The sequence below is a fragment of the Pantoea brenneri genome, from assembly GCF_038594305.1.
GTDB lineage: Bacteria > Pseudomonadota > Gammaproteobacteria > Enterobacterales > Enterobacteriaceae > Pantoea > Pantoea brenneri.
In genome coordinates, this window is sequence record NZ_JBCGBG010000001.1 from 1,003,763 (window position 1) to 1,030,035 (window position 26,273).

General features: G+C 51.5%; 30 protein-coding genes, 1 tRNA gene and 4 pseudogenes. 32 read left to right on the forward strand and 3 right to left on the reverse strand.

The genetic code is table 11. The features are described from left to right. Positions 1–82 precede the first annotated feature (82 nt). Both AABB92_RS04580 and AABB92_RS04585 read left to right on the forward strand, forming a co-directional pair. The gene (locus AABB92_RS04580) at positions 83–811 is read left to right on the forward strand and encodes a YoaK family protein (RefSeq protein WP_031374537.1); all 729 of its coding nucleotides are present in this window, start codon (positions 83–85) and stop codon (positions 809–811) included. 408 nt (positions 812–1,219) lie between these two features. Continuing rightward, positions 1,220–2,461: a tyrosine-type recombinase/integrase gene (locus tag AABB92_RS04585; RefSeq protein WP_031374536.1), complete on the forward strand. Its 1,242-nt coding sequence runs from the start codon at positions 1,220–1,222 to the stop codon at positions 2,459–2,461. Here the strand turns inward: AABB92_RS04585 and AABB92_RS04590 are convergent. After that, a complete protein-coding gene (locus AABB92_RS04590; protein ID WP_031374535.1) occupies positions 2,444–2,638 on the reverse strand; it encodes a helix-turn-helix domain-containing protein in 195 nt (64 codons plus the stop codon). The two genes, AABB92_RS04585 and AABB92_RS04590, sit on opposite strands and share 18 nt — an antisense overlap. Before the next feature lie 324 nt (positions 2,639–2,962). On the opposite strand from AABB92_RS04590, the pseudogene AABB92_RS04595 reads away from it, so the two are divergent. From AABB92_RS04595 to AABB92_RS04720, 28 genes and pseudogenes are all read left to right on the forward strand, one after another. Further along, positions 2,963–3,133, forward strand: a pseudogene (locus AABB92_RS04595) (replication protein); the annotation flags it as partial. Continuing rightward, positions 3,130–4,563 carry a DnaB-like helicase C-terminal domain-containing protein gene (locus tag AABB92_RS04600; RefSeq protein ID WP_046288293.1) on the forward strand — a complete coding sequence of 478 codons (1,434 nt, stop codon included), beginning with the start codon at positions 3,130–3,132 and terminating at the stop codon, positions 4,561–4,563. The pseudogene AABB92_RS04595 and the gene AABB92_RS04600, both read left to right, overlap by 4 nt. Next, positions 4,560–4,841, forward strand: coding sequence for a hypothetical protein (locus tag AABB92_RS04605; RefSeq protein ID WP_152659083.1), 282 nt, complete (start codon positions 4,560–4,562; stop codon positions 4,839–4,841). The genes AABB92_RS04600 and AABB92_RS04605 overlap by 4 nt, the downstream gene beginning before the upstream one ends. Continuing rightward, the gene (locus AABB92_RS04610) at positions 4,825–5,106 is read left to right on the forward strand and encodes a hypothetical protein (protein WP_152659084.1); all 282 of its coding nucleotides are present in this window, start codon (positions 4,825–4,827) and stop codon (positions 5,104–5,106) included. The genes AABB92_RS04605 and AABB92_RS04610 overlap by 17 nt, the downstream gene beginning before the upstream one ends. 1 nt (position 5,107) lies before the next feature. Next, the gene (locus AABB92_RS23405; RefSeq protein ID WP_072050979.1) at positions 5,108–5,299 is read left to right on the forward strand and encodes a DUF551 domain-containing protein; all 192 of its coding nucleotides are present in this window, start codon (positions 5,108–5,110) and stop codon (positions 5,297–5,299) included. Next, positions 5,296–5,595 (forward strand): phiTE_015 family protein, encoded by a 300-nt coding sequence (locus tag AABB92_RS04615; protein WP_031374532.1) that lies wholly within the window; start codon positions 5,296–5,298, stop codon positions 5,593–5,595. Before AABB92_RS23405 ends, AABB92_RS04615 begins: the two co-directional genes overlap by 4 nt. A gap of 193 nt (positions 5,596–5,788) precedes the next feature. Then, the gene (locus tag AABB92_RS04620) at positions 5,789–6,217 is read left to right on the forward strand and encodes a YbcN family protein (RefSeq protein WP_031374530.1); all 429 of its coding nucleotides are present in this window, start codon (positions 5,789–5,791) and stop codon (positions 6,215–6,217) included. After that, complete coding sequence (locus AABB92_RS04625; protein WP_031374529.1) at positions 6,210–6,767, forward strand: phage N-6-adenine-methyltransferase; 558 nt, start codon at positions 6,210–6,212, stop codon at positions 6,765–6,767. The genes AABB92_RS04620 and AABB92_RS04625 overlap by 8 nt, the downstream gene beginning before the upstream one ends. A 92-nt stretch (positions 6,768–6,859) precedes the next feature. Further along, positions 6,860–7,030: pseudogene (locus AABB92_RS23410) on the forward strand (antitermination protein); the annotation flags it as partial. Between the two features lie 276 nt (positions 7,031–7,306). After that, a tRNA-OTHER gene (locus AABB92_RS04635) sits at positions 7,307–7,427 on the forward strand. Positions 7,428–7,889: 462 nt separating this feature from the next. Further along, on the forward strand, positions 7,890–7,976 hold the full coding sequence (locus AABB92_RS23415) for an HNH endonuclease family protein (protein WP_425343569.1): 87 nt from the start codon (positions 7,890–7,892) through the stop codon (positions 7,974–7,976). Continuing rightward, positions 7,951–8,385: pseudogene (locus AABB92_RS04640) on the forward strand (hypothetical protein); the annotation flags it as partial. The gene AABB92_RS23415 and the pseudogene AABB92_RS04640, both read left to right, overlap by 26 nt. Further along, positions 8,385–8,837: a gp53 minor capsid family protein gene (locus AABB92_RS04645; protein WP_031374525.1), complete on the forward strand. Its 453-nt coding sequence runs from the start codon at positions 8,385–8,387 to the stop codon at positions 8,835–8,837. The pseudogene AABB92_RS04640 and the gene AABB92_RS04645, both read left to right, overlap by 1 nt. A 14-nt stretch (positions 8,838–8,851) precedes the next feature. Further along, complete coding sequence (locus tag AABB92_RS04650; protein ID WP_031374524.1) at positions 8,852–9,949, forward strand: major capsid protein; 1,098 nt, start codon at positions 8,852–8,854, stop codon at positions 9,947–9,949. A 9-nt stretch (positions 9,950–9,958) separates the two neighbouring features. Further along, on the forward strand, positions 9,959–10,258 hold the full coding sequence (locus AABB92_RS04655) for a hypothetical protein (protein WP_031374523.1): 300 nt from the start codon (positions 9,959–9,961) through the stop codon (positions 10,256–10,258). A 56-nt stretch (positions 10,259–10,314) separates the two neighbouring features. Beyond that, on the forward strand, positions 10,315–10,716 hold the full coding sequence (locus tag AABB92_RS04660; protein ID WP_031374522.1) for a DUF7370 family protein: 402 nt from the start codon (positions 10,315–10,317) through the stop codon (positions 10,714–10,716). A 166-nt stretch (positions 10,717–10,882) separates the two neighbouring features. Next, entirely contained in the window at positions 10,883–11,083 is a 201-nt protein-coding gene (locus AABB92_RS04665; protein WP_072050982.1) for a hypothetical protein, read from the forward strand. Then, positions 11,067–11,414, forward strand: a complete 348-nt coding sequence (locus tag AABB92_RS04670) for an uL10 family ribosomal protein (RefSeq protein WP_031374520.1) — start codon at positions 11,067–11,069, stop codon at positions 11,412–11,414. The genes AABB92_RS04665 and AABB92_RS04670 overlap by 17 nt, the downstream gene beginning before the upstream one ends. A 1-nt stretch (position 11,415) precedes the next feature. Continuing rightward, positions 11,416–11,784, forward strand: a complete 369-nt coding sequence (locus AABB92_RS04675) for a hypothetical protein (RefSeq protein ID WP_031374519.1) — start codon at positions 11,416–11,418, stop codon at positions 11,782–11,784. Beyond that, positions 11,781–12,170, forward strand: coding sequence for a phage tail termination protein (locus AABB92_RS04680; RefSeq protein ID WP_031374518.1), 390 nt, complete (start codon positions 11,781–11,783; stop codon positions 12,168–12,170). The genes AABB92_RS04675 and AABB92_RS04680 overlap by 4 nt, the downstream gene beginning before the upstream one ends. Before the next feature lie 101 nt (positions 12,171–12,271). Next, complete coding sequence (locus AABB92_RS04685) at positions 12,272–12,820, forward strand: HNH endonuclease (RefSeq protein ID WP_046288525.1); 549 nt, start codon at positions 12,272–12,274, stop codon at positions 12,818–12,820. Between the two features lie 68 nt (positions 12,821–12,888). Beyond that, entirely contained in the window at positions 12,889–13,632 is a 744-nt protein-coding gene (locus AABB92_RS04690; RefSeq protein WP_031374516.1) for an Ig-like domain-containing protein, read from the forward strand. A 49-nt stretch (positions 13,633–13,681) separates the two neighbouring features. Further along, a complete protein-coding gene (locus tag AABB92_RS04695) occupies positions 13,682–14,356 on the forward strand; it encodes a DUF6246 family protein (protein ID WP_031374515.1) in 675 nt (224 codons plus the stop codon). An 83-nt stretch (positions 14,357–14,439) separates the two neighbouring features. Then, a complete protein-coding gene (locus tag AABB92_RS04700) occupies positions 14,440–15,177 on the forward strand; it encodes a hypothetical protein (protein WP_031374514.1) in 738 nt (245 codons plus the stop codon). A gap of 61 nt (positions 15,178–15,238) precedes the next feature. After that, positions 15,239–16,105: pseudogene (locus tag AABB92_RS04705) on the forward strand (tape measure protein); the annotation flags it as partial. Between the two features lie 150 nt (positions 16,106–16,255). Continuing rightward, the gene (locus AABB92_RS04710; RefSeq protein WP_031374512.1) at positions 16,256–16,687 is read left to right on the forward strand and encodes a hypothetical protein; all 432 of its coding nucleotides are present in this window, start codon (positions 16,256–16,258) and stop codon (positions 16,685–16,687) included. Further along, positions 16,635–19,118: a host specificity factor TipJ family phage tail protein gene (locus AABB92_RS04715; protein ID WP_031374511.1), complete on the forward strand. Its 2,484-nt coding sequence runs from the start codon at positions 16,635–16,637 to the stop codon at positions 19,116–19,118. The genes AABB92_RS04710 and AABB92_RS04715 overlap by 53 nt, the downstream gene beginning before the upstream one ends. A gap of 57 nt (positions 19,119–19,175) precedes the next feature. After that, positions 19,176–21,632: a tail fiber/spike domain-containing protein gene (locus AABB92_RS04720; protein ID WP_031374510.1), complete on the forward strand. Its 2,457-nt coding sequence runs from the start codon at positions 19,176–19,178 to the stop codon at positions 21,630–21,632. Between the two features lie 30 nt (positions 21,633–21,662). Here AABB92_RS04720 and AABB92_RS04725 read toward each other — a convergent pair whose 3' ends face one another. Then, complete coding sequence (locus tag AABB92_RS04725) at positions 21,663–22,955, reverse strand: hypothetical protein (protein WP_031374509.1); 1,293 nt, start codon at positions 22,953–22,955, stop codon at positions 21,663–21,665. Between the two features lie 788 nt (positions 22,956–23,743). Between AABB92_RS04725 and AABB92_RS04735 the strand changes: the two genes are divergently transcribed. Continuing rightward, positions 23,744–24,067: a LexA family protein gene (locus AABB92_RS04735; protein WP_031374508.1), complete on the forward strand. Its 324-nt coding sequence runs from the start codon at positions 23,744–23,746 to the stop codon at positions 24,065–24,067. 162 nt (positions 24,068–24,229) lie between these two features. Beyond that, positions 24,230–25,126: a LysR family transcriptional regulator gene (locus AABB92_RS04740; RefSeq protein WP_046288294.1), complete on the forward strand. Its 897-nt coding sequence runs from the start codon at positions 24,230–24,232 to the stop codon at positions 25,124–25,126. Between the two features lie 5 nt (positions 25,127–25,131). Here the strand turns inward: AABB92_RS04740 and AABB92_RS04745 are convergent, their stop codons facing one another. Continuing rightward, positions 25,132–26,244, reverse strand: a complete 1,113-nt coding sequence (locus tag AABB92_RS04745) for a CMD domain-containing protein (RefSeq protein WP_046288295.1) — start codon at positions 26,242–26,244, stop codon at positions 25,132–25,134. Positions 26,245–26,273 lie beyond the last annotated feature (29 nt).

Genomic DNA, 26,273 nt, shown 5'->3' on the forward strand with positions numbered 1-26,273 from the left:
TGTTTTGTCTGAATCGGTAACTTGTTTGCGATGAAAAATCAGCGGATTATAACCGCAATATTGACCCGGATTTGTAGGTTCCATGCTGATTACCACCGAGGATGCACGCAGCCACAGCGCCGATAGCCGACTGGCCTGCACCCTGGCCGCGGCCGCAGGCGCGCTGAATACCGCCGCGTTTGAGATTGTCGGCTTTTTCTCCGCCAACATGACCGGCAACGTCTCATCACTGTCCGATCATCTGGCAAAAGCCAACCTCAGCGCGGGGCTGTTTTTTCTGTCGGTCGTTTGCCTGTTTATTACCGGTTCGCTGGTCTCAACGCTGGTAATTAATTCAGGCGGCCGCCGCAATATTCGCACTATCTACGCGTTTGTCATTCTGGCCGAAGGCTTAGCGCTGGTTTTTCTCGGCGTGGCCGAATGCTTTTTCACGCCACTCTCGCCGGGCGTAGTGCTGATCATGAGCCTGAGTTTTTTGATGGGTTTGCAAAATGCAGTGGTAACGCGGATCTCAAATGCCCGGGTGCGCACCACGCACGTTTCCGGAACGGCGACCGATATCGGTATCGAACTGGCGATGCTGTATGAGGTGTTACGGCGCAAAGTCTCACCGAAAGAGGCGCCGCTGTATCTGGATCGTCTGCGGCTGCATGGCCTGACGCTGCTCTCATTCCTCGCGGGCGGCGTGGCAGGCATATGGCTGTATAAGTGGCTGGGCTATGGTTTCTTACTGCCGGTCGGGTTCGGATTAATGGCTCTGGCGCTGAAGGCGATATTCAGGCCGGCAGCGGCCCGGAAAGGCGCGGTGTAACCGGCGGATTCCTCGCCAGTGCTGATGAGAAATGCCATGCTGAATGCACATTGCGGTTAACAATAAAACGCCGGATGGCGCTAAAATTAACCGTCATAAACGGGCTTAAGCCCGCAATCATAAAAAACATCGTTGATTCAACTTCAACCTGCTGACGGGTCATTAACATCGACATCAAACAATTAATTTACCTGTGGAATAATTGGTTAGATAACTTGCCATCCTGACGTATCCCAATCCATCCCATAATTTCCCCGCATACCAATACCAAACAACTAATCTAAGTCCTGCATGCTCACATGCAATCACCAAACATCCCGAAACGACCCTGTGATTTATGTACATGTGTTAGTACAGAAAATCGGTTAGTCTGCGATCCTCTCTTTTTTATGTACTAATGAGGATTGTATGGCGCTCACTGACAGCTACCTTCGTTCCGTTCTTGGGCGGGAGCATGAAAAGGTGTTTGAGAAGGCGGACAGGGATGGCCTTTCTGTCCGGGTGTCAAAAAAGGGCAAGGTGGTTTTCCAGATGCGCTACATGTTCGCCGGCAAGCAGCGGCGTGTGGACATTGGCAGTTACCCCTCGCTGGGGCTAAGAGAGGCGCGTGATGAGATCCTTAAAATCCGCCGCTCGCTTGATGAGGGCATCGACCCGCAGCTTTATCTTGCCTCAAGGTATGAAAAGAACCTGAGTGCTATTACCGTCGAGAGTGTTATCAGGGAGTGGGGACGGGTCTACGCAAGCGGCAATATAAAGAATGCTGCCGACATTATCCGGTCGTTTGAGTTACACATCTTCCCCAGGATAGGTCACCTCCCGCATGATTCAGTCAACACGCACACCTGGATAGAAATCATTGAGGGCGTACAAAACAAAAAGCCCGGCATCGCCCGGAGATTGCTCACAAGCGCAAAGCAGGCACATTCCTGGGCATTGCGTCGGAAGATGGTTGAAACGGTACCGGTTGAAGGAATCAAGCCACATGACTTCGGCATGAAAATTAACGTGACCAAGCGCGTACTGTCCGACGATGAAATCAGAGTGCTCTATGAAACATTTGAAAATACCGGGATGCGCAGGAAAAACGCACTGTTGATGCAGCTTATTTTACTTTTCGGGTGTCGTTCCGGCGAGATGATACAGAGTAAAAGAGAGCATTTTGATTTTGAGTCGGGTGTATGGACAGTTCCTCCTGAGCATCATAAGGGTGGGAAAAGCGGTAAGTCGTTGAGAAGGCCTATAATACCAGCAGCAAAGGCCATGATCGAGGAAGCCATGGGGCTGAGCACCCATAAAGAATTTATTTTCCAGAGCGCACTGAAAAAGGACAGGGAAAGGGCGCTCAACAGTGCGTCTGCGCTTGGTCTGCCAAAAACAGTAATGTCATATTACCTTCGAACCAGAGGAGAGCTGATGCCTCACTGGTCGATCCATGACTTAAGGAGAACGGCGAGGACGCGGTGGGCTTCCATTGCTCCACCGCATATCTGTGAAGTGATGATGGGGCATGCATTACCGGGCATCTGGGCGGTATACGACCATAACGATTATCTGGATGAGCAGAGAAAGGCCTATACCGCCTGGTGGGCGCTGGTAATGAAGATAGTGAATGGTGAGTCGAAAGTTCGCTCAATCGTGACAAACTAGCTTACCAAACTTCTCAATGTCGCTTTTCAGGAACAGCCCGTGATGTGCGGGGTCGGGAAATCCGCACATGCGCTTTTCACCTGTGCGCCGATCACGGCTGTTCCAGTTACGGATAGTTTTCACTGAACGGCGAAAAAAGGCCGCCGTTTCCTCAAATGTCATGTATGGCGATTCCATATCTACTCCTTTGGCGGCTTACCGCGAATAAATGCGATGATTAATAAAAGGGTCATACGTGCCGATTTATTCTGCTTTACCAATATGCCTCCACGTTTTCCGTCTTTTGATCGCGAGTATCGTTGAAGAGTTAACTCCGAATTTCTTTCCCAGGAACGTGTTGTTATCTGATGATTGCAGGATGTAAAGGACATCCTTATTGGTTAGCTTTGAGTTGGGGGTGGTTTCGCCAGCGTGTACGAAAGTGCGACCTCTCCCATCTCTGTCCCTGATATTCTCTTGCTGAGTTCCTATCTCAAGGTGGGCAGGGTTTATGCAGGGAGGGTTGGCGAACTGAAAGAGCCAACGGTCGAAGCGTTCGGCAATTACGTTCACGCCTTCATGAGCAATGCCAAGCCGTTTTACTTCGGCGATAACTCATCAGGCTGGCGGGCCAGCTTCGATTACCTGCTGCGTAGCGACACACTAACTAAAACCAGGGAGGGAAGCCTGTGAGTGAATCAATCCTGACACCACCACACAGCGCTGACGCAGAGCAGGCAGTCATCGGCGGATTGATGCTTGACGGCGGCGACGATCGGACGCAGAAGGTTATGGCGATGCTTAAGCCTGAAAGTTTCTTCAGCGCTTCACACGCAATCATCTTCAGCGCCATCCGCGACCTGCTGACCCGCAACAAGCCCATCGACCCACTGACGCTATCTGACGAGCTGGAAGCTGGCGGCAAGCAGTACGGCGGCTTTGCTTACCTGGCTGAGATGACGAAGAACACTCCATCAGTAGCAAACCTCGTTCACTACGCTGCCGTGGTGCGCGACAAGGCGATGGAGCGCTACGCCATCAGCAAGCTGAATGAAGCGACAGAGATGCTCTACAGCAGAAACAGCATGACTGCGGTTGAGAAGCTTGAGTCGATCACCATGCTGACAAGCCAGATTAGCGACTATGCCAAAACCGGCAAACGCCGTGGGCTGCGTTCCTTTGGCGACGTAATGGACGAGTGGGTTACCGACCTGGAGAAGCGCTTTGATCCGCAAGGTGAGCAGCGTGGCATGAGCACCGGCATTCCTTCACTCGACCGCATGCTGGCACCGAAAGGACTGGTGAAAGGCTCACTGTTCGTTATCGGCGCCCGCCCGAAGATGGGCAAGACCACACTCTACAGTCAGATGGCTATCAACTGCGCGCTGCGTGAGAAGAAGCCCGCTCTGATGTTCAGCCTTGAAATGCCCGCTGACCAGATTCTGGAGAAGCTGGTAGGGCAGAAGTCTGGCATTAACCCGAGCATCTTCTACATGCCGGCCACGGATGAAGCTGACGACGAGTATCAGGGTGATTACGACGCTGATTTCACCCGCGCCACCGAGACAGCTAACCGCATGCGTGAACTCGAATTGCTGTACATCGATGACACTCCGGGAATGTCTCTGGCTCACATCGTTGCTGAAGCCCGCAAGGTTAAGCGCGATAAGGGCTGCGTCGGAATGATTCTGGTCGACTACCTCACGCTGATGACCGCTGAGAAGGCCGATCGTAACGACCTGGCATACGGGATGATCACCAAAGGCCTCAAGAACCTCGCCAAAGAACTTGGCTGCGTTGTTGTGCTGCTGACTCAGTTGAACCGCGAGCTGGAGAAGCGCGTTAACAAACGACCGTTACCGAGCGACTCACGCGACACCGGGCAGATTGAGCAGGACTGTGATTACTGGGTAGGCATCCACCGCGAAGGCGCTTTCGATGAGAGTGTGCCGGCGGGTGAAACAGAGCTACTTCTGCGACTGAACCGCCACGGGCCAACCGGTACGGTTTTCTGTCTTCAGCAGAACGGCGCAATTCATGACATGGACCAGGCAGCGGCGCGCACCGAGCGTGATTCACGCCAGCAGCCGGGGAAAGGGCAGAAACGGGGAGGTGGGTTTTGAAAATCATCACATGGCAGCACAAGCCGAAACGCTCATTCTGGTTCCGCATCTTCGGCTACGGCCTGAACATCATCAATCGCGATTTATACCCGGCACCATTCTCCATTCGCAACGGATGTCGCAAGGAAATCCGAGTAGGGCGCTGGGGTGTGCATGTGCTGCGCCGCAAACAATTGGGGGTCACCAATGAAAAAGCTAACAGCAGAAAAGTGCAGAAGCGTAATCGAAGGCTTCAAGTGGATGGCTGCCGAAGGTCCAGGTATGTCTATTCGCGATGAATACGATATTCAGGCTTATGAGATTGCACTCCCCATACTGGAGCAGCAGGAGCGGGGTGAGGGGTGGATTGAGTGGAAGGGTGGCGATTGCCCAGTTTCATCCGAAACTGAAGTTGAAGTCAGAATGAGGGATGGCTATGTCGGCATTGCGCCGGCCGATACATTCCGATGGAAATTAGCAGTACGCGACCAATTTCCAGCCGCCGACATCATCGCCTACCGCATCATCCCGGAGCGGGCCATCAATCAGAACGGAGGGCAGTGATGTGGGTGACTGGATTAAGTGCAGTGAGCGTGAACCATATGAGCTCGCAAGCGTAGTTGTTTGCTATGGACACATGAAGGAGATCACTATTGCATTCAAGGAATCAGGAAACTACATATCTGACGGAAAAGTAATTTGTGCTGAGATGGTCACTCACTGGCAACCATGTCCATCACCACCGGAGGAAGCATGACAAACAACGATGAGCTGGAAAGGGAGCGGTTTGAAGGAAATTGGTTATCACGTGGAGGTGAAGCTACTGACTTAGAGCGCTACCCTGCTGGACACGTAGAGCCAGGTTCAGGCGATGTAGGTGGCACATATGTTTGTGACATCCTCCAAGGGCACTGGCAGACATGGAAAGCATCACGCGAGTCCATCGAAATCGAACTTCCTGAATATGCAGATGCTGAAGATAAAGCAGAAATGCTTGAGATGTGTCGGCAGTCTGTGCATTACGCAGGCTTAAAAGTTAAAGGTGAATCATGAGCAACGTCGTTCAGTTCAAACCTAAGCATCAACCCCTCAAAGACTCACGCTCAGCAATACTGACAGCCCTCAAAATGCTACGTGAAGGCGGGCACAGTACGCAGAGCATTGACCTGTTGTTGAGCGCAGCCGCTGACAACATCCATGACTATGTGGAGACGAAAGAAGGGAGGTAACAGTGCAGGACTTTTGTTTGCACACAACGACTCTCGGGCAATTCACCAGACTCATCTTCGACCTCGTTTCTTCCGGCAAGAAATACCGCATCAAATTCTCAGAATGGCGTGACCAGCGCAGCATCCCTCAGAACTCCCTTCAGCACATGTGGTACGCAGAGCTGAGCGCTTATCTCATTAAGCGCGGCAAAGCCTTTGCTACGCCTGAATGGGTGAAGGATGCGATGAAACATACCTACCTGGGCTATGAAACGCGGGAAATGGTTGATGTGACAACCGGTGATAAAACCCAAATCCAGACGCTACGGCACACATCGAGCCTCGATACTGCCGACATGCATTACTACCTCACACAGGTTGAAGGCTGGGCGCTCAATGTCGGTTGCAGGCTGACTATTCCACGCGACAGCGAATACCAGAAACTGAAGGATAAACAGAATGAGTGATTACACAGGAAGCAACACTCCGATCGACATTCGAAATCTTTGGCAGACACCTCCGGAAATCGCAGCGGCATTACACGATGAATTCAATTTCACCCTCGATGTTGCGGCCAGCGATCAGAACCACCTCTTCCCCATGTACTTCACTGAGCGGGATAACGGGCTAGCTCAGTCGTGGTCTGTTCCTGGCTTATCAGGCTTCTGTTGGTGCAATCCACCTTACAGCGATATCACGCCGTGGGTTAAGAAAGCTGCCGATCAGAACAAGTTTGGATGCGTTGGTACGGTGATGCTTGTTCCGGCTGATATGTCGGTTGGCTGGTTCCGTGAGGCTCTGCTTAGCGTGAGTGAGGTACGGATCATTACCGGTGGGCGCCTGTCCTTTGTCCGCGCAGACACAAAGCAGCCGGTTAACGGAAACAACAAGGGATCAATGCTTCTAATCTGGCGCCCGGTCGCAGCCGTCACACCGATCACCACATACGTCGATCGGGAAGCACTGATGAATTATGGCCGCAAATTATCAGAAACAGTGAGTAGGAGCGCAGCATGAGAAATACATGGAGCCGCGAGCATCTCGACATTCTGGCTCGCGATTACGCAAACGCATCAACAGAGCTGCTGGCAATCATGTTCGACAAGCCTTATGAGCGCATTCCATCTACGGATGTTCATCGCACAATCACAGATCTCACTGATGCGGTGTCGCTTGATACCTGGAAGAAGTCCGTTAAGCCGTACTATGACGGCCTGATAGGCAAGGTGGAGATGGAGGAATCATGGGCTAATGCCGCCCTCAATCAGGTAACTCGATAGCGCAATCAGAAATAGCTCATTATTTTATCGTGGGCTATTTACTTTTCCCGAAGCTGGGGATATGATTCCTAACAGTTGAAGTTGCGCGCTGTTGTTTGACGCGGTAACGTAATCCAGTCAGTTCCATCGATTTGTGATAGTCAAAGCGCCCTGCGGTCTCACCAACTGCGAGGGCGTTTTTAATTCTGCACAACAGATAAGCGCAATCCATGACGCCGGAGCCAGCGGGTGATATTTCCCCGGGAGGCATGGGATATAGGGGAGTGCGCTTTTCGTTGTGGTGTAACTCAATCGGTAGAGTAATACATCAACGCGACCTTGCCATGCTGGTCGTGGGCGGTGGAGTCAAGATGTTCTATGTCCAGCGCTGGTGAGGGTTCGAGTCCCTCCACTACAATTTTAATCGTCTCGTAAAGTGAGCCGAATAACCTCATATAATCGGCTCATCCCCTCCCGGGGATAAGATTCACCGCATACCCTGCAGCGGATAAGTAACACTACTAAACTATTTCAAATGGCTCACTTCGGTGGGCCTTTTTTGTGCCCGCGGTTTGCTCCCGCATCCAACCACCCCGAGACCTTCAGAAACGAACCTGAGAACGCTGGCTTGCTGGCGAGCTTTCGGGTGTCCGCGTTCTGAGCAACAGGTTTGTTTCTAAAGGAATACGCTATGAAAGACCCATGCAAATCACGGCTCGACGAGCTTTTCACTTACAACCCAGAAACAGGCTCCCTTTTCAGAAAGATTAGGGTGAGTAACTGTCCTGCAGGAGTTGAGGCCGGAACGCTAAATTCCGGTGGGTATAAAGTGGTCTGGGTTGATAGGAAGGCCATGGGTGTTCATCGAATAGCATGGATTATGACACATGGTCAGATTGAGGATGGGATTGAAGTTGACCACATCAATGGCGACAGCGCTGATAGCCGTTGTCGCCAACAAAGTTAAATCCCTTTTTACACCGCAGGAAGCTCCTGCAACAAACCACCAAACGGAGGGCGACATGCCTTTAACCACTGAAGAGAAACAAGAGCTGATCACCGAAATCGGTAAAGGCCTGGCTGCCAACTTCGCTGATGCGCTGAAGCCCGTGACCGAACAGATTCAGCAGCTGCAAGCGAACCAGAAAGAACTGTCCGATAGCCTGACAGCCAACTCACGCGCAGAAGAGAAAACCAAGCGTGATGCAGTTGCCGCGGTGCACGGTGAAATCGTGGCGAACGCACTGCAGGGTGAAGCGCTGGATGCGATGTTCAAGTCGCTCGGTGAAGCTGCGCCGCTGGGCACCAATTCTGCCAAAAACCCACCCGTGACCGGCGCACCTGATCCGGTCGCTTACTTTGGAGGTGCTGCATAATGCCACGCTATCGCCGCGTTAATATCGACGGTCAGTCTCTGTACAAGACCGAAACCCGCGCCACCGCCGCTGCACTGCTGCCGGGCACTGCTGCTGTCATCAACGGCGACAATGAGTTTGCGCAGGCTACCGCGCTGGCCGGTCGTCTCTACATTATCGACGTTGCTCACCATCAGGGTTTGAACATCACCGAAGCTGTACCGGCCGGTGATTCCGCGGTGGGTAACTACGTCGAAGAAGGCCGCGAGCTGGCTCTGCTGTGCGTGTCTGGCACCTACGGCAAGGACGACCCGATCAAGCTGGGCAGTAATGGTCAGTTCACCAAGGCGACCGCAGACACCGACTCGGTGATCGGCTACAGCCAGGACGACGCCACCATTGCGGCCAGCACCACCGATTTCATCCGCGTGCGTATGCGCGTTGGCACCGTTGCCGCAGCCGCTGGCGCTTAATCAGGAGCATAAGAATGTATTTTACCCGTGAAACACTGGCTGCTAACAGCCGCCTGCGCGGACACTGGAATGAGCTGTGGGCTAACCGTGACATCTTTAACGCTCAGCACGACATGATGGTCAATGCGTTCCGTACGCGCATGACCCATGAAATGCTGGCGGCGAATGCCATCGGCGGCTTCACCCGCGAATTCTGGGCTGAGATTGACCGCCAGATCATCCAGATGCGCGATCAGGAAATTGGCATGGAAATCGTCAACGACCTGATGGGCGTTCAGACTGTGCTGCCGATCGGCAAAACCGCCAAGCTCTACAACGTGTCGGGCGATATTGCTGATGACGTATCAATCAGCATCGATGGTCAGGCGCCGTACTCATTTGACCACGCTGAATTTGGTTCTGATGGCGATCCCATCCCGGTTTTCACCGCGGGTTACGGCGTCAACTGGCGTCACGCTGCAGGCCTGAGCACCGTCGGCATCGATCTGGCGCTGGAGTCGCAGTCGGCGAAGATGCGCAAATTCCACAAGAAGCGCGTTAACTTCTACCTGAACGGCGACTCAAGCATTGTGGTTGATGGGCTGCCGGCGCAGGGGATGAAGAACCACCGCAACACGCAGAAAATCAACCTCGGTAGCGGTGCCGGCGGCGCTAATATCGACCTGGCAACGGCAACACCGGCGCAGCTTCTTGCTTTCTTCGGTCCGACCGGCCCGTTCGGCCTGACAGCCCGCACAAACAAGGTGACCGCCTACGACAAGCTCTGGGTGAGCCCGGAAGTATGGGCCAACATGGCGAAGCCGTATCTGGTGGATATCAACACCGGTACCAATGCGCTGCTCAGCGGCACCGTTCTGGATGCGATCAGCAAGTTCATCCCGGCGAAGTCTATTCAGATGACCTACGCGCTATCCGGCAATGAGTTCCTCGCCTATGAGCGTCGTCAGGACGTGATTTCTCCGCTCGTCGGTATGGCTGTTGGCGTAGTGCCGCTGCCTCGCCCGATGCCGCAGAGCAATTACAACTTCCAGATCATGTCTGCTGAAGGCTTGCAGATTAAGAAGGACGGCGAAGGCCTGTCCGGTGTGGTCTACGGCGCAAACCTGGCTTAAGGAGAAATCATGGCTGATAAATACGAAGTGATTAGGCCGTGGCACGGCGTGACAAAGGGTGATGTGGTGCAGCTGGAAACATTGCATCCATCACTTAAATCACACGTCCGCAAGCTTTCTGATAAAGCATCGGCTGATTTGGTTCCGGCAACGCCTAGCGCCACGTCAGACAAGCAGGCCCGCAAAGATGCGATCACTAAGCGTCTTGATGAGCTGGGTATTGAGTACAAAGGCAATCTCGGCGCTGACAAGCTGGCAGAGCTGCTGCCGGACGGTGAGCTGGAAAAGCTTTTCCCAACCGCTGAATAACAGCCGCCGCTAAGGCGGTTTTTTATGCCCTGTTCCGGCAGGGCTGAGAGGTATTCATGGTTACCCAGGAGCAGGCAAAAGAGTATCTGGTGAGCCAGGGTATTACGCTGCCAGACTTCATTCTCTCGGCGCTGGTCGAGCAGGCAAACAGCATTCAGGAATGTCTGGATGCTAATTACCCGCCAGCGACTGCGTTACTCATTCAGATGTACCTGTTAGGACTGATGGGGCTGGGGCAGGGCGATAAATATATCAGCTCTCAGTCAGCCCCATCTGGTGCGTCGAGATCATTCCGCTACGGCTCATTTGCAGATCGCTGGAAGGGCTCGCTTGGGCTTCTGCGCGGTCTCGACAAAAACGGGTGTGCCACTGCATTGATACCCGCCGACCCAACTCAGCAGTCTTTTGCCGGAATCTGGATAGCGAAGGGCGGTTGCATGTGTGGGGGGCGTCGATGAGCTGGCTGCCGGCATCACAATTACCCAAGCCATTCGAACGCGTGTGGGTGACAACTTCAAATGGTCGGCAGACAACCGGCTACGTGAACAGCAGCGGTGAGTGGGTGATTAACTGTCCTCGCATTGCTGCTGAAAGGCCAAATGTAATCAGCTGGAGGAGATAGAAATGATTCTTGAGGATATGACTGTCAAATGGCTGGAAAAACACAATGGTCATATAGTTGAAAAAGCTGGTTTTATGAAGCTTGGCGATTTCCATTTCTCGGGCGACGGTCTCAATTTTACGCACAAAGGGGATCAAGTTAACCACAGCGGTGTAGCCATGTATGCTGTCTACCGGGAAGGTGACCATGAGCTCGCTGGGTAACTGGTCATACACGGCGCAGGCGACTATCTGGAAGCCTTTGGGGCTGGATGAGTACGGCGATTCTCTTGGCTGGTCTGAGCCACTGGTAATTGCCTGCGACTATCAGGGTGGACTCAGTAAGCGATTAGGTGCCATAGGTGGCGAGAAGGTCGTAAAGAACACCATATGGACCGAGTACGCACTGGCAGATACCGGTGATTACATCCTGATTGGTGAGTCGAGCAATCCTGACCCGATCGCAGCGGGCGCTGATGAGGTTATGCAGGCTATTCGCTATGCAGACACCTTTGAGCGGCTGGCTGATGATTATGCAATTCTGACCGGAGTCTGATATGGGCGTGAAAGTTAAAGGCATCCGCCAGGCTCAGCAGAACCTCAACGCACTGATTGGTGACATTCAGGGCAGGAAGGCAGTCAGGGCCTTGCAAAGCGCATTGATCATCGGTTCATCACAGGCGGCTCTGTACACGCCTATCGATACATCCACGCTCATCAATAGTCAGTACCGCGAGCTGAGCGTAAACGGAAGCAGGCTAACCGGGCGCGTGGGCTACTCGGCGAACTACGCCGTTTACGTTCATGACCCTAACGTGCCTCAGACATTTCGGCGGGCAACGGCTCAGAAGGAGTTTCTGACCAAGGGATTCGAGGATACCCGCGACCTCATCGACCGTACCATTAAAAAGGAGATGAGCTTGTGAATCCTCCAATGCACCAGCGCGTTAAAAATCTACTTATCGGTGCCGGCCTGACTTCCGGATACACGGTTCAGTCACTCATCTGGACTGATACGGGCGACCTGAAGCAGCGGTTCATCGTGTTTCGGCCCAATGGCGGCACGCCGGTAGACAGAGATATCGGCTCCGACCATTACGTGCTTGTTGACCTGATCACCGGCAAGTCTGCAGGAGATTACGCAAAGTCAGAGTCTGACGTGCAATCCATCATCGACTACGTGCAGCAAAACCCTATCAGCGACCCCTGCGTCGGCCAAATCACCAATATGGGTGGCATACCATCACCAATCCCCACGGCAGAGGGGCGTATGGTCTGGCGCCTGCAATTTGCCTGTTCTTACGGCGAATAGACTGTATAATTAACCAGTGGCTAGGCTGATCCCCGAAAGCCCGGTTTCGTCGCCGGGTTGCCACACCCACTCTAATGACGAGCAACTTTGACGAGGTTGTAATGGATATTGATAAAGACAAAGAGTTACCAATTTATTTCCTGAGTGAATGCTTTTTATATGATGCAAAGACTGGAATTGTTTTATGGAAAAACAGGCCTGAGCGACACTTCAAATCGAAAGCGGCTTACGTTAATTTCAATCGCGACAATGCCGGTAAAAAAGCAGGATCCATTAATAATCGTAAGTATCTTCTCACTAAGTTGATGGGTAAAACCTACATTTTGCATCGCATTGTATGGGCATTGCATCATAGGAATCATCCTGATGGATTTGTCGACCACATCAACGGTGACAGGTCTGACAATAGGATTGAAAACCTCCGAGTTGTCAGCAATGAAGAGAACACGAGAAATGCGAAAAAATACGAAAACAACACCAGTGGTTTCGTCGGTATCCACAAGCGCAAAGATAACGGCAAGTATTACGCATTTATTAGCAATGGAACCAAAAAGGTCAATCTTGGGCATTACTCAACCTTAGATGAGGCAGTATCAGCCAGGAAATTAGCTGAAATAAAGTACGGATATCACGAGAACCATGGCAGATAGCGATGGTTTAACAAACAAGCCCGCCTAGTGCGGGTTTTTTATTGCCTAAAGAAAGAGGAACTACACCTATGGCTATCTGCCAGACCGACAACACGAAGCTTTTCGGCAGAGCGATTGTGCTCGAAATTGCTGATGGCTGCGCTGATACCGTGCCGCAAGAATCAGAATGGATGGCGCTTGCTGCCGGGACCTCGAAAAGTTTTGACCTCAGCCCAAACTCAGTCAGCTCAGATGCTGACGACACGAAGGGCTATGTCGAAAACATTGTCACCAATGCCGATCTGACCATTTCCTTTGAGGGTGAAGTGCGTCGTAACGACCGCCTTGACCAGTATGGCGTTTACCGGCTGATCAAATATTTCAACACGGAAATCCAAGCTGCTCGCCAGCCTACAGTCTGGATTCGAATGGAATTTGGTGCGGTGACATTCATTGGGTACATGCTGATTAATGCTCTTAGCTCAGATGGCGGTAGTAATGACATTGTGACGTTCTCCACTGAGTTCAAAGTGGCTGATGCAACCACCATTCAGGTAATCGACACTGACGATGCCGTTGCAGTAACTGGCGTCACCGTCACCCCGGCAACAACCTCTCTTGCTGTAGGCGCAACCCGTCAGCTGACCGGAACCGTGTTACCAGCTGATGCAACTGATAAGTCCGGCACATGGACAACCTCAGATGCTACGAAAGCCACCGTCAGCAGCACCGGGCTGGTTACTGGTGTGGCCGCTGGCACCGCGACGATCACCTTCAAGTCGAACGACGGAAATTTCACAGGTACCACAACTGTAACGGTTACTGCTTCGTAGCCATTCCAAAGGGCTGGTTTCAGCCCTTGATAATGTTTATGGAGACCACATGACGCCGTATAAAGAAATTGGTGAGTGCCTCATCACAGCCGGTGAAGATGAATATTTTTTCCGTCCGTCATTTGCAGCAATGAGCCGAATCGGTGAGCCGCAGGAGATTGTTCAGGCCTTTGCCGATCTGCACCACGATGAGCTGACACCTCTGATAGAGCGTGCAACTGCCGCATATGGACATGTTCCCGCCTGGCTAATCGAGCACATCCGCAGCTGCAATTACGGAAAGCGAGCGCTTATGGCTGCCATGACTGTGATGCAGGCGTGCTGTGAGGATGATTTGTCTGCTCTTATTGGTGAGTTCCGTCCGGCCAGAGCGAAAGGCAGGACATTTAAGCGCCGCATGGGCCTGATGGGTGATTTTGAGATGCTGCTAATCGCTCAGTCCCTGATAACACACGGCATCATCGGCAAAGCGAAAGTACGCCAGCTGCAGCGCCATGAAAGCGGTAAGGCGACGACAGAGTTTAATGCGTTCGATTACATTAACGCCGCCAGAAACCACTTTGGCGTCAGTCGTGATGAGGCAGCGCAGTTAAGCATGACGGAATTCCAAATGATGCTTGCAGCCAAATACCCTGACCAGAAGGGATTCACGCGGGAAGAGTACGATCAGGTTGCAGATGACTACCTAGCTAAAAAGGCGAAGAGACTGGCGAAGGCGTCATAACACAAGCTCGATAGTTTTGTTGCTTCCCATTGCGATGCATCCCAGCTAGGATTTATCTCATCTTTTGCTTTGGGGATAGGGATATGAATAAATTATTTTCGTTGTGTTTGTGTACATTGCTGTTGCCTTCACTATCGCATGCTGGTGAAAAAATGAAACCAAAGGATATTGAATGGTTGCAAGGAATTCCTGAGGTAAAATCCATAGGTTGTGATGCATACGAAGATAGCTCTTACTCAACAACAGGGCGCGAGGGTCTTGAAATAAGCGAGACTTCTTTCAAAGACAAAAGGTTGAATGCTGATAGTAAGGTTACTTGTGATCTATGGGCTAAAACTGATGACCTTAAAATACCCGTATTGCAGGTAACAGAATCCTTTAAGGTAGATGGAGTTAACGTCAACATCTTTCACTCCGACGCGTCTGGAACCATTGGCAGGGATTACAGCGATAAGAGCGCATGGAGTACCGCCTGCAAAACTGACACGATGACAGATGATGTAACTTGTTACGTAAGCCATAAGAGTTTCTACGTCATCAAAAATAAAACAGGCTACAACGTCCTGGTAGGAAGTGATCATTTTCCGGGAACGGTTGCTTATGTGAGGATCGGCAAACAAAAGCCGATATCATCAGGCAAGGATGGCATTTTTTCCTCTGATGATTCATTGAAGATAATCGAGTCAGTAAGTAAGCAAGGCATAGTTTCCACGCGATATACAAAATGGCCTTATGAAACGCCAGTGGATGAAAAACTTGATACCAAATATTTTGAGCAGGCTAAGAAAATCTTAGATCTAATCTTTGATAATCACACCTGAATAAAATAAAAATCACCAAACCCCGCTCAGGCGGGGTTTTTTTACGCCCGGAGATAGATGAATGGCGAGCGAGCAGCAGGTTGGCAACATCGTTTATGAAGTAGAAATGAACGTCGCGAAGTTGCTGGAGAATCAAAAGAAGGTAAATGATCGCCTGGATAAGCTGCAAGGCAGCTTCGATGACACGTCTAAGTCTGTGTCTGGCGCTGAAAAGTCATTTTCCTCATTATCAAAGGTCGCCAGCGCTCTGACTGCCGCCCTGTCTATCCAGCAGGTTGCAAACTATGCCGACGCCTGGACGACGCTGAATAACAAACTTGCCAACTCTATCCGAACTGGTGAAAGCCTCGCAGAAGTTACCCAGCGCGTTTTCGACATAACCCAATCTACGCGCTCAAGCCTGGACGCAACAGCATCCCTATATGCCCGCCTCGAACGCGCTACTCGTGAATATGGCACAAGCGCTGAGAATGTAGCGAAGCTAACTACAATCATAAATCAGGGCTTTGTTGTATCAGGCGCAACTGCTCAGGAAGCTGAGAATGCCATCATCCAGTTGTCTCAGGGCTTAGCTTCAGGGGCGCTGCGGGGTGAGGAATTTAACTCAGTAAACGAGCAAGGCAACCGGCTAATCGTTGCCCTGGCTGATTCAATGGGCGTCAGCATAGGCCAGATGCGAGCCATGGCGGCCCAAGGAAAGTTAACAACAGACGTAGTGGTTAATGGCCTGCTGGGTCAAGGCGATGCAATTGGCCGCGAGTTTGCCAATACCACGCAGACGATAGGTCAGGCATTCCAAACAGCCGGGAACAATATCACTCAGTTCGTCGGAAGTTCGGCAACGGTTAAAGCTGGCGTGGCTATCTTCAATGATGCAGTGATTACCCTGAGCGAAAACCTTGACGTAGTATCGACTGTAATTCTGGCCGTATGAACACGCCACTCAAGCCATGGACGCTATACGTCAATGACGTAAGCATGGATCAGAACGATGTGACCGTTACGTTGACGCTTAAAAATCCGCTTAATAACAACGTTGGCCGGCTGTACACGCCAGAGGAATTCCCGGGGTTACAGAATGCTTAAATCTGAGTTCATTGAGAAGGTGACTGGTGTGCCATGGCGTGACAGGGCATGCACCTTTGAGTCTATGGATTGCTGGGCGCTGGTAGTTCTCTACTACCGTCATGTGCTGGGCGAAGAGATTCACCACCAGCCTGACTACGAATCTGGCGCCGACTTTCTGACGTGCTTTACAGGCGAGGTCGTTTACTGGCGGCAAACGGATATCTTCAGTGACAGCGGAATCTTTATTGCCTGGTACGGCAGCCAGCCTGTTCACGTCGGACTTACTCTTGACGGCCGGGCTTTGCACAGTCGCGGAGAGAGCGGGCATGTGCGATCAGACAGCATCCGAACAATACAAAAAATATTCACGCGCGTGGAGTTCTACCAGTATGCCAATTGTCCAGATTCAGCGTGTTCCGGGGCTGCCCAAAGAGAGAGTTAAAGCCCCCGCGGGTGTGCCGTTCAATGAGTGGCTGGCAGGCCAGAATCTTCATAACGAACTACGCATCAGCGTTAACGGTCAGGAACTGCGGGACGATGACGATATCGGCTTCAGCCTGCAAGAAGAAGACCGCGTTATCATCTTCGACCAGCCTAAATCAGGCGACCTTGCCAAAACCCTCCTCAATCCGCTTGAGCACTTCAACCCGATAAAGTTTACTCAGAAAATCATGAGCGGGCTCATCAAGCAGCCTGGGACAGGCAATATCGGGCAAAGCAAGACGTCATCGAATAACAGCCTGAAGGGGCAGTCTAACCTTGCCCGAAATGGGGAGGCAAAACCCGATAATTATGGTCTTATCAGGGCATTTCCTGACCTGATTCAGGAGTCTCTTTTCGAGTATTCAGGCAACCTAAAATATCTTACTGAATTCATGAACTTTGGTATTGGAAAATACACTGTCAGCTCAGTCAGGTATTCGGAAAGCAATCTGGGGTCGATGGCTGGCGCGTCGTTCACCGTATATAACCCGGGTGATGTGATCGGCACGATAAATGAGGGTTATCAATTCGATGATGTAGACGGTCAGGAGGTGCCTGGCAAGAACGAATCTGGTGAGTTCCCCATTGAGAGCGCCACTGCTAGCACTGTGATAAGCGGAAGCTACTCCGGCGGCCAGATTCTAATGAAGATCGTCAAACAGGCCAGTTTTGATTACTTCATGGGCCTAACATTGCCCCATGCTGTGTCGTTCGTCATCAATGTTACATACCCTACGGCCAGCGGCAATGTCACAGAGGACTTTACATTATCTGGCAATCTGATTTCTGCCATTCAAACATCCAATGGATCCGTTACAGCACCCGTTTATTACTACAACTTCGTAATGGATAGCATTGAGGGTTCCAATGCTTCGTACATCAGCAACGCCACCATTAATACTACGAAGTTCATTCTCAATGACAATCAGGCGTTAGTGATTGGTCCTTTTTTCTCACCGGTTGAGTCGACGGAACTTTGGCTGCATACGCAGTCAGGGCTTGGTGGAAAAAGTGAAACTAACTGGCAGGTGACTATCTGGAAAGTTGATAGTGAAAACGTTCAGATCCCCGGCACGACACAAACCTTCACATACAGGCAGACCACGCCTCACCAATCAACATCTGATACTTTTTACCGCACGGACAAACTGACACCCACTGGTGGTTATGGCAGGTACGCTGTTAGCTTCCAGAGAACAGACAATAGCGGAGATAACAGTAAGCTAAAGGTAGAAGCCATTCACGGAGTGAACATAAGAACTAACGTGGTCTATCCGAACGACACATTGGTCCGTGTAACAGTGCGTCAGACGGAGAACGCCACAAGTTCACGGGATCGGAAATACAACGCTCTGATAAACCGCCATGTCATCAGTTACAACCTGACAACGCAAAAGGTTGATTACATAATCCGGGCATCGCGTAAGTTCGCAGACATTGCCTTGCACAACTGGCTGATTGTAGGCGGGCAGTCAGAAAGCTCGATTGATATTTACGGACTCTATCAGATTCAATCGGAGCTAGACGCTCGCGACTCCAGACTGTCGTGTTTCGATTACACGTTTGATGACGAAGATGTTTCGCTGGGCCAGCGTATGGAGACTATTTGTGATGCTGCCGGTGTAAGTGTTTATTGGGACGACAGTGTCCTGTCTTTCACCCTGGACAGTAAGCGCAGCACTCCAGCAACGGTTTTCAACAGGTCTAACACTGTCGACTCCGGTTATTCATTAAGCTATGACATGACACTACCGGGCGGGTATGACGGCGTTGAAGTTCAGTATCGAAACCCGACCACCAATAAACAGGCATTTGTTCGCTACCGGATTAGAAACAACCAAATTGAGCTCGGTACGCCGAACAAGGCAAAAAAGTTCGAAATGATGTATATCCGGGACGCTTTCCAGGCTGACTATCGCGCTCAGAAGGAATGCCGCCGGTTGCTTTATTCGCGTATGAGCATGGCAATTACCGCGCTGGCAGATGGAGAATGGGTGAACGTAGGCGATATGGTTCAGGTGCCGGACACTTATGACACTAACCAGCAGGCCGGTTACATTGTTTCCCGCAATGGCAATACGTTTGAAACCAGCGAGCGCATCAACTTCTCTGGCTCGATGTTTGTCGTCATTACTGATTCGCTGGGCAATACCTCCGCGAGATATGCAGCCTCACCCATCGCCAACACTGCTTTTGGCTTTACGGCTGCTGTTCCTGACATGGACCTCAACATCTTCGACGGCTATGACGTTCAGTCTCCATCAAGATACGTCATCGCCACAACTGAAGAGCTCAATGCGACGCAGTGGATCATCAGCGAGAAGCAGCCTAATAGCGATGGCACTACCGCATTAACCCTCGCGGAATATAGCGATCTGATTTACACCTGACAGATATCAATCCAACACCAGGCCAGCCATTGAGCTGGCTTTTTTTATGGAAAAAATATGACAACCCAGCCAACAAACAACCCTGTTCCAAGTGAGTCCCCGCGCGACCTTAAATTCAACGCTGGGAAAATTGATGAATTTGTCACTTCGCTTGAGCAACAATATATAGACCGCTTTGGTGTAAGCCACTACACCATAGAGGGTCTCAAAATGTGGGCCCAGCAAGCAATTTCAGCTTACGGTTGGGTGCCAGCCGGCTCATTCCAAGCTGGTGCAAATCTAACACTACCTAATCAGATTCTTAAAGATACGACTGACGGTGAATATTATCGCTGGGATGGGGCGTTCCCGAAGGATGTTCCTGCTAACTCTACTCCATCTTCAGCGGGGGGAATTGGTTCTGGTAAATGGATTGCTGTTGGTATTGGCGCACTGGCAGGAGAGGGGATAAACGAAGGTGACGCACTAATTACTGTCAAGCAGCCTTATGCAGGGTCCGTTGCTAGAACACAGCATAATTTTAATGCGCAATTCTCAAGCATTCTTGATTTTCTAGGTGATACCTATAACGGCACAACCAATGCGGCGGCTGCGTTTAATGCTGCAAATACATTGGTTCCAAAGGGTAGGCAAATTCTTGTTCCAGCAGGAAATTATTTGCTTAGTACAGATGTGGATTGTTACGGTCGCCACTTCATCTTCGAAGAGCCTGTGACCTTTTCCGGCTCCGGCTATCTGCGACGTGCTGTAATCCACCGCTATGATGGTTCAACTGGTTCGGTGAGCGTTGCCAGTAATGGTGTGCGTGGCGGAGATGGCAATCCTCAATATGGCACCATGTTCAGGTACGGTGGTAACGCCGGTAACGTGACGGGGTTCCAGATTGGTGGGGCGGATCCAATCCATGGCACTGATGGAATTGTTCCATTCATTGATGGGTATTCAAGCTGGCTGACTATGCAGCCTAGCAAGTACCCCAGCCCGGTAGAATTGGCTATTCAACCGTCTTCTCGAGCAGGTAAATGCACGACTGTTGCAGGCACTAATCAGGTAACTATTATCGGCGGTGCGGGCCTAACTTCAGCTGAAGTAGGTAAAACAGTCTGGCTAAAGGATGCTGGCTATACCGTAGCAAGTGTGGGGAATAATACATTTACCGTAACGAACCTGAACGGCACCGCTGTCAGCTTCTCTTCATCGGCAACAATGACTTATATCTGTTGTTATATCTGGGGGCGCGGTAAGTGCAATGTCAGCGGTACTGCCATCACAAGAATATCCGGAGACCCATTTATTCCACTCAACAACATCGTAACCACTTTCGTTGTTAATGGCGTAACAACCACGCAAGCCGCTTATACAGACTCCTGGTCAGCAACGCTATCAGCTTCAGCTGGCACCGCGAGCAACGTTGATTATTACTGGTGGGGTAGCGTTGATAATCTTGTCTCAGCCTTACGCGTCCATCGCTTGTCTGGTGCTGGGTTTGAGGAAAATGTATCCATCATTGCCTCTGCTCGCGGTTTCTATCATCTCCATGCAGCCTCAGGTAGCACAGATCAATATCCCCTTTATATTGGCAGTGGTTATGACTCTGACGGAACCGCTCGCAGGCAAATCACCGTTGACGGTACGAATGGTGTAACCACTGTTGGAGGTGGCTACGGAAGATCCGCAGCAGAGTTTGGATACCGAAATTTTTCCACCGGAGATGTTAACCGATTTAGATTTGATGGCGGCACAGCTGGCAACCCAGCCTCTCTATCAGCTGTAGGTCCAGACACTAATATCAACACAGTGATGGCTGCTAAAGGTTCAGGATTTATCCAGTTCAACAGCGTCATACGGCCAAACGCGGCAATTGTTTTCAATGTCGATAATGCCTACACCATTGGTGCATCTGGAGCGAGGGCATCTCAGGTTTGGGCGGCGAATGGAGCAATTCAAACGTCTGACGGTAACCTGAAAACTAATGTGGTTGATTCAGAGTTGGGGCTCGAATTCATTAAAGGGCTGCGACCAGTGTCATACCGGTTTATCAGTGGCGGTAACATTGTTGAAGAGGTTGAAGACGGTTACGAGGAAGTCGAGCGGCAGGTTACAGAAATTACCGATTCTACGGAAATGGTCCAAGAGCTAGTGGAAATTGATGGCGTAAAAAAATACGTTCGTTCATATGTCACTAAGCAGGTTGAGCGTCCTGTATTTGATTCAATAGACGTCGTGGATGAAAGTGGCAATTACCTGGAAACCATCAGTCAGCCCCGCATGGAAATAGTAAAGGTTCCAAAGATGACGCAAAAAATTACGTCGGTTGCTGGCAAGCGCACACATTTTGGCTTTATTTCTCAGGAGGTGAAGGCATTACTGGATAAGCTTGGCGTGAAGGACTTTGGAGGATATGTCGAAGGCGAAGATGGCACTCTAGGATTGCGATATGAGCAGTTCATTGCTCCGGTTGTGAAAGCTATAAGTGAGTTGTCCGAGCGACTTGACGCATTAGACCAAAAGTAAAAAAAGGGGGCGAAAGCCCCCTTCATGTTTTTAGCGCTTAACGATACGCTTAATCTCAGCGACCTGCTTACGCAGAGAGATGATCTGAATCAACATAAAGATAAAGATGATAAGCAGGATTGCTCCTACTGGAATCCCCACCTTCATAAGGTTGAAGCCTTTGAACCATACGCTTCCACCTACCCCAAACCGCCAAACAGGCTCACCATTAGGCGCTGCGATGGTCAGGCCTTCCTGCCCAGGCTGAATAAACAGCTCGCGGCCTTTAGAGTAAATCTGTCCACCGTCATAGTGCGTAAAGCTGATGCCAGTTTTAGGACCTTCTGAGTTAATCTTGATCGCACTGTCGGAATAGTGGGTCTGCTCGAAATCGATACCTGTTTTGCCTGCCGGAGTAGCCGAGTAAATCAGGGTTGAGTCGGGGTTAAGCGAATTATATGCAATGATGCCGTAATGCCAGGTGCCTTTACGCTCACCAGGCTTTTTCGACATGTCATCAGAATCTTCAGAACGTAACTCAATAGCCGCGGTGTTCGTGTTGCCGAAGCCGACAATCTGCATGCCAGACTTCGAAAGAGGACGACCTATTTTTTCTGATACCTGACCGTTAGGCAGGCCACCATTCAGCACGTCGATTTCCAGTCCAACAAGCTGGGCGTCAAAATCTTTGTCTTCAAACGAAGGTGTGCCCTCAGGGACATATTTTTCCCAATGAACCGGCCATGAACGAGCTGACAGGAATCCGCCCCACGTTTTGGCACCCGGGTAAAACGCTCCGCTGTCGCCCCAGATAGATACGCCGTTTACCGTTGGAGAAAACGTCCATACTTCACTCAGGAAGTTCTGGTAATGGTTGTGGGAGTTAGAGTATTCGTGTGAGTCCTGCGCCCGGTTAGGGTTGTCCGCATTAGCCTGCATGGGCTCACCTTTCCACGACTCGACTTTTGCGTCGTAAGGTACCACGTCAGAAATTACGAAGTTCTTGCCGAGACCAACACCCAGATTGCTGTATTGAGGCCATTGCCCCTCAAGGCGAGGATGGTTGCCGCGAACAATGTCGATACCGCCATTGTAACGCTGGTCAACAATGCGGGTATTGTCGTTAGGCTTGACCGGCATCTCGCCACGCGGAACGTCTGGAGCCAGGATGATCGTGCCACCATTTTTGTTAGCTTCGCTAATGGCTTCAGACAACTCGCCATAGTTCGATGCTTTAATAGTGGTCGTCTTACCTAAAATTGTTTCCTCGTAGTCAAGCGCGTGCGCTGATAGAGACAGCGCCATAGCCGCAGAGGCAAGAAATGCCGCAATAGTTCTTTTCACCTTTACTCCATTAATATCGCGTAAAATTTAGTCCATTATCGCAGGACCACACCTTAGGGGCAGGCTTTGTCGCAAGACGTCCCCCGCGCTCATCAAAAGCCTTAGTTTTCTCACCGTTAGATGAAATGTAGCAATTGTTATCTATCACGTAATTATGCCATTTCTGTTGCTCATTGATGTTTTGAGCGATCTCATGGCAAACAAAAACTGTCAGAAGCAGAGCTACAATCCACCCTGCCGCCCTTGCTGTGCGAAAAAGAACAGAAAAGCCGTTACATCCGGCTGAAGCATGATTCGGCTTCATATCATTCACCCCAATATTGGTTACGTGCGGTCCGGCTTCGCTGGCCGATAAGTAAAATACATGCATTTATCTAAATGATCATCTACTAACACCTTCTTACGATTAAAATCCAAAAGATTATTTAATTACCTCTTCACGCACTGGGTTACGCACGTTTAGAAAAATACGATTAACCCTCTTGATCAAATCCATCGATCGATATTACTGTTTATACATACAGTATTTATCAGAGGAGGATTTAACATGCCGCGGGACTAACAAATCAAAGACGCATTTTTCAGTGCCATCAAACGAGAGGCATCAGGCCGTTATGTCGTTACCACACAGGACTTCGTTCATCAACTGGAGCGGGTTAACTGGCATTTCAGCCTGCGGGAGGCTAATCAGTGGATAAAGGTCCACACGTCGACGTTCAGGGACATATCAACGCAGGAGGGTGAGTCCAAGACCTACGCTCAGTTCAACCCGAACGGGGGAATCTGACATGGGATTTCCCTCACCTGCGGCTGACCACATCGAACAGCGTCTTAACCTGAACAGTATCCTGATGCCAAACCCGGCCAACATGATGCGCATTGAGACGCCAGAGGGGTTCGTGTTGGTAGACCGTTCGGTACGGCCGAAGCCCGGTGACAGGGTCGCGTATCAGCTTGAGGATTACCCGCAAATCGGGAAGCTTTTCCCGAGCGGCATAATTACTCAGGACGGTGAAACGATCGATGGAGAAGGTTTAGAGTGTGTCATTGTGCTGGGGAAGGTAACGGCCGAGGTGCTGGCGGTATATGAGCCCTACCGGCCGACTATCTGATGGGACATGTTTCCAGCTGTTTGAAGCGTGGCTATATTAGGCATAAGATGTTCCCAATCCCGGCGATAAAAACATAGCGAAATTTTATTTAGTACAGCAACTAGTACATAAAAATAGATTCATGCAAAATGAAGCCACCTAAGTAATTGATGGTAAAAGAATATCGACATAAAACAATTAATTTACCTGTGTAATCTCGAACGCGAACGCCATTTTGGCCGGGCCGCCGAAGCCAGTTTTGTCACCCAGCCGACCCTTTCGATGCGCCTGAAAAATCTGGAGCGTGAACTGGGCCTGTCGCTGATTAATCGCAGCAATAACTTTGCCGGTTTTACGCCGGAAGGCGATCGGGTACTGGCCTGGGCGCGGGAAATCGTCTCGGTTTACCAGGGATTGAAGCTGGAAGTGGAGTCGCTGAAACATGGGGTCAATGGCACCCTGCGAGTCGGGGTGGTGCCACAGTGCAGCGTGGCGTTGCCGCTGTTGCTAAAGGCGGTGCAGGCGCGTTATCCGCAGCTTGATTACCGGATCGCGGTGCTGAGCGCCGACCAGCTGCTGGAAGCGCTTAACAGCCACACCGTGGATGTAGGCATTGGCTTTTTTGAGATGGCTACGCTGCGCGAACTCCATTTTCAGACGGCAATGCTGGCCGATCGTGGGGTTGAGGCGATCTTCCATCCCGATCATTTTCCCGATCTGATCTCTGGTGAGCCGCTCACGCTCAGTGAACTGGCGCAGCAGCCGCTCTGTCTGGCCGAACAGACGCGTTACTTTCGCCGCTATCTCGACATGGCGTTTCGCGAAGCGTCGCTGGTACCGCGGGTGATTGTCGAAAGTGCCTCGGTGATGCAGCTGATGCAGTGCGCGCAGGTTGGGCTGGGATTGCTGGTCTCACCGGTCGGCCATTTGCTGCCTGCTTCCCTGCAGGGATTACAGCAGCGGCCGATTACGCTGCCGCCGATGGCGCGCGAAGCGGCGCTGGTGATTGCCGAACCGGGACGCGCAACCCCTCTGGCGCAGCACTTTTTCGACGAAGCGCGCGGCCAGTTACCGGTTTAAGTCGCTTACTGCGCCTCGCCCAGCGCATAACAGAGACGGCTGTTCCAGTTACCGATCGCCACCGACTGAATCAGATCAAACAGGGCATCGGCTGACCAGCCAGCCTCCGCCAGCGGTTGCAGATGCGCGGCGCTGAACCGCTCCGGCGCACGAGTTAGCTGGGCAGCCAGGGCGATAATTTGCCGCTGAATCTCAGGCGCTTGCGCCTCATCCACGCCCGCTATTAACGCGTCGACGCCTGACAGTTGCTGGAAAACCCAGCGACTGCCGAGGATACGCGCAGCGGTCGCTTCGGCCAGCGGCTGACCAGCAGACAGCTGCTGACGCAGCATTACCCAGCCATACAATACCGGGGCATCATGCGCCAGCAACCACACCGCATCCTGCATGCCGGCCAGCGCCTGACTGCGGGTCACCGCTGCCAGCTGTTCGGCACTGGCGTAGCGCAACTCCAGCGGTTTCAGCGCCGGACGCCAGACGGTTGGTTTGCCAAAGCCCGCCGCATCCGCATCCGGCGGCGGCGTGGTGCCGGGCAGCCAGCGTACCGGCTGGGCCTGCAGCGCCTGCAGTCCGGCGACTACCCGCGCCTGATAGCTGACAAAGCCGATCAGCTGATTGAGCGTCACGATGTCCGGCTCGGTCAGCCCCACCGCATCAAGCGCGGTAATCGCACTGGCGGTAATCAGCTCAGGCTGCATCGCCAGCTGACGGGCATACTGGGTAATCTGAGTCAGACGGTTATTGCTTTCCCGAGACGAATCTGGCCCCGGCAGGGGATTGAGGCGCGCCGAATAGTGATTACACAGGCGCTGAACGCCTGCCACTTGCGCGACGGTCAGGGCGGTACTCAGGCGATCGTAAAGGGTCAGCGTGTGGGTCAGCGACGTCACGACGCGGTCAGGGAACAGCAGCTGCGCCAGATCGCGCGCCGCCAGCAAGGCGGGCTGATTAGCACGTAACAGTGACGGCAGCGTCAGCTGATCGCTGACACATCCCAGCAGAAAACGGTCATCGATATCGGCGGCTTCAGGGACTAGCGGAGCGGCCTGCGAAGTACGTGGACTGGTCTGGCTCTCGTAAAACCAGTGGTTATGGCCCGGATAGCGGCGTTGTTCCATGATCAATCCTTTTGCAAAATTCTGGTTCG

Excerpts from the sequence above, each read along its gene's own strand:
- AABB92_RS04720 (WP_031374510.1), top strand. The coding sequence starts at position 19,176 with ATGACAACCCAGCCAACAAACAACCCTGTTCCAAGTGAGTCCCCGCGC.
- AABB92_RS04615 (WP_031374532.1), top strand. The coding sequence starts at position 5,296 with ATGACAAACAACGATGAGCTGGAAAGGGAGCGGTTTGAAGGAAATTGG.
- AABB92_RS04685 (WP_046288525.1), top strand. The coding sequence starts at position 12,272 with ATGGATATTGATAAAGACAAAGAGTTACCAATTTATTTCCTGAGTGAA.
- AABB92_RS04650 (WP_031374524.1), top strand. The coding sequence starts at position 8,852 with ATGTATTTTACCCGTGAAACACTGGCTGCTAACAGCCGCCTGCGCGGA.
- AABB92_RS04715 (WP_031374511.1), top strand. The coding sequence starts at position 16,635 with ATGCCAATTGTCCAGATTCAGCGTGTTCCGGGGCTGCCCAAAGAGAGA.
- AABB92_RS04655 (WP_031374523.1), top strand. The coding sequence starts at position 9,959 with ATGGCTGATAAATACGAAGTGATTAGGCCGTGGCACGGCGTGACAAAG.
- AABB92_RS04675 (WP_031374519.1), top strand. The coding sequence starts at position 11,416 with ATGGGCGTGAAAGTTAAAGGCATCCGCCAGGCTCAGCAGAACCTCAAC.
- AABB92_RS04670 (WP_031374520.1), top strand. The coding sequence starts at position 11,067 with ATGAGCTCGCTGGGTAACTGGTCATACACGGCGCAGGCGACTATCTGG.
- AABB92_RS04610 (WP_152659084.1), top strand. The coding sequence starts at position 4,825 with ATGTCTATTCGCGATGAATACGATATTCAGGCTTATGAGATTGCACTC.
- AABB92_RS04625 (WP_031374529.1), top strand. The coding sequence starts at position 6,210 with ATGAGTGATTACACAGGAAGCAACACTCCGATCGACATTCGAAATCTT.
- AABB92_RS04585 (WP_031374536.1), top strand. The coding sequence starts at position 1,220 with ATGGCGCTCACTGACAGCTACCTTCGTTCCGTTCTTGGGCGGGAGCAT.
- AABB92_RS04700 (WP_031374514.1), top strand. The coding sequence starts at position 14,440 with ATGAATAAATTATTTTCGTTGTGTTTGTGTACATTGCTGTTGCCTTCA.
- AABB92_RS04590 (WP_031374535.1), bottom strand. The coding sequence starts at position 2,638 with ATGGAATCGCCATACATGACATTTGAGGAAACGGCGGCCTTTTTTCGC.
- AABB92_RS04690 (WP_031374516.1), top strand. The coding sequence starts at position 12,889 with ATGGCTATCTGCCAGACCGACAACACGAAGCTTTTCGGCAGAGCGATT.
- AABB92_RS04710 (WP_031374512.1), top strand. The coding sequence starts at position 16,256 with ATGCTTAAATCTGAGTTCATTGAGAAGGTGACTGGTGTGCCATGGCGT.
- AABB92_RS04665 (WP_072050982.1), top strand. The coding sequence starts at position 10,883 with ATGATTCTTGAGGATATGACTGTCAAATGGCTGGAAAAACACAATGGT.
- AABB92_RS23415 (WP_425343569.1), top strand. The coding sequence starts at position 7,890 with ATGACACATGGTCAGATTGAGGATGGGATTGAAGTTGACCACATCAAT.
- AABB92_RS04645 (WP_031374525.1), top strand. The coding sequence starts at position 8,385 with ATGCCACGCTATCGCCGCGTTAATATCGACGGTCAGTCTCTGTACAAG.
- AABB92_RS04660 (WP_031374522.1), top strand. The coding sequence starts at position 10,315 with ATGGTTACCCAGGAGCAGGCAAAAGAGTATCTGGTGAGCCAGGGTATT.
- AABB92_RS04735 (WP_031374508.1), top strand. The coding sequence starts at position 23,744 with ATGGGATTTCCCTCACCTGCGGCTGACCACATCGAACAGCGTCTTAAC.
- AABB92_RS04580 (WP_031374537.1), top strand. The coding sequence starts at position 83 with ATGCTGATTACCACCGAGGATGCACGCAGCCACAGCGCCGATAGCCGA.
- AABB92_RS04695 (WP_031374515.1), top strand. The coding sequence starts at position 13,682 with ATGACGCCGTATAAAGAAATTGGTGAGTGCCTCATCACAGCCGGTGAA.
- AABB92_RS04745 (WP_046288295.1), bottom strand. The coding sequence starts at position 26,244 with ATGGAACAACGCCGCTATCCGGGCCATAACCACTGGTTTTACGAGAGC.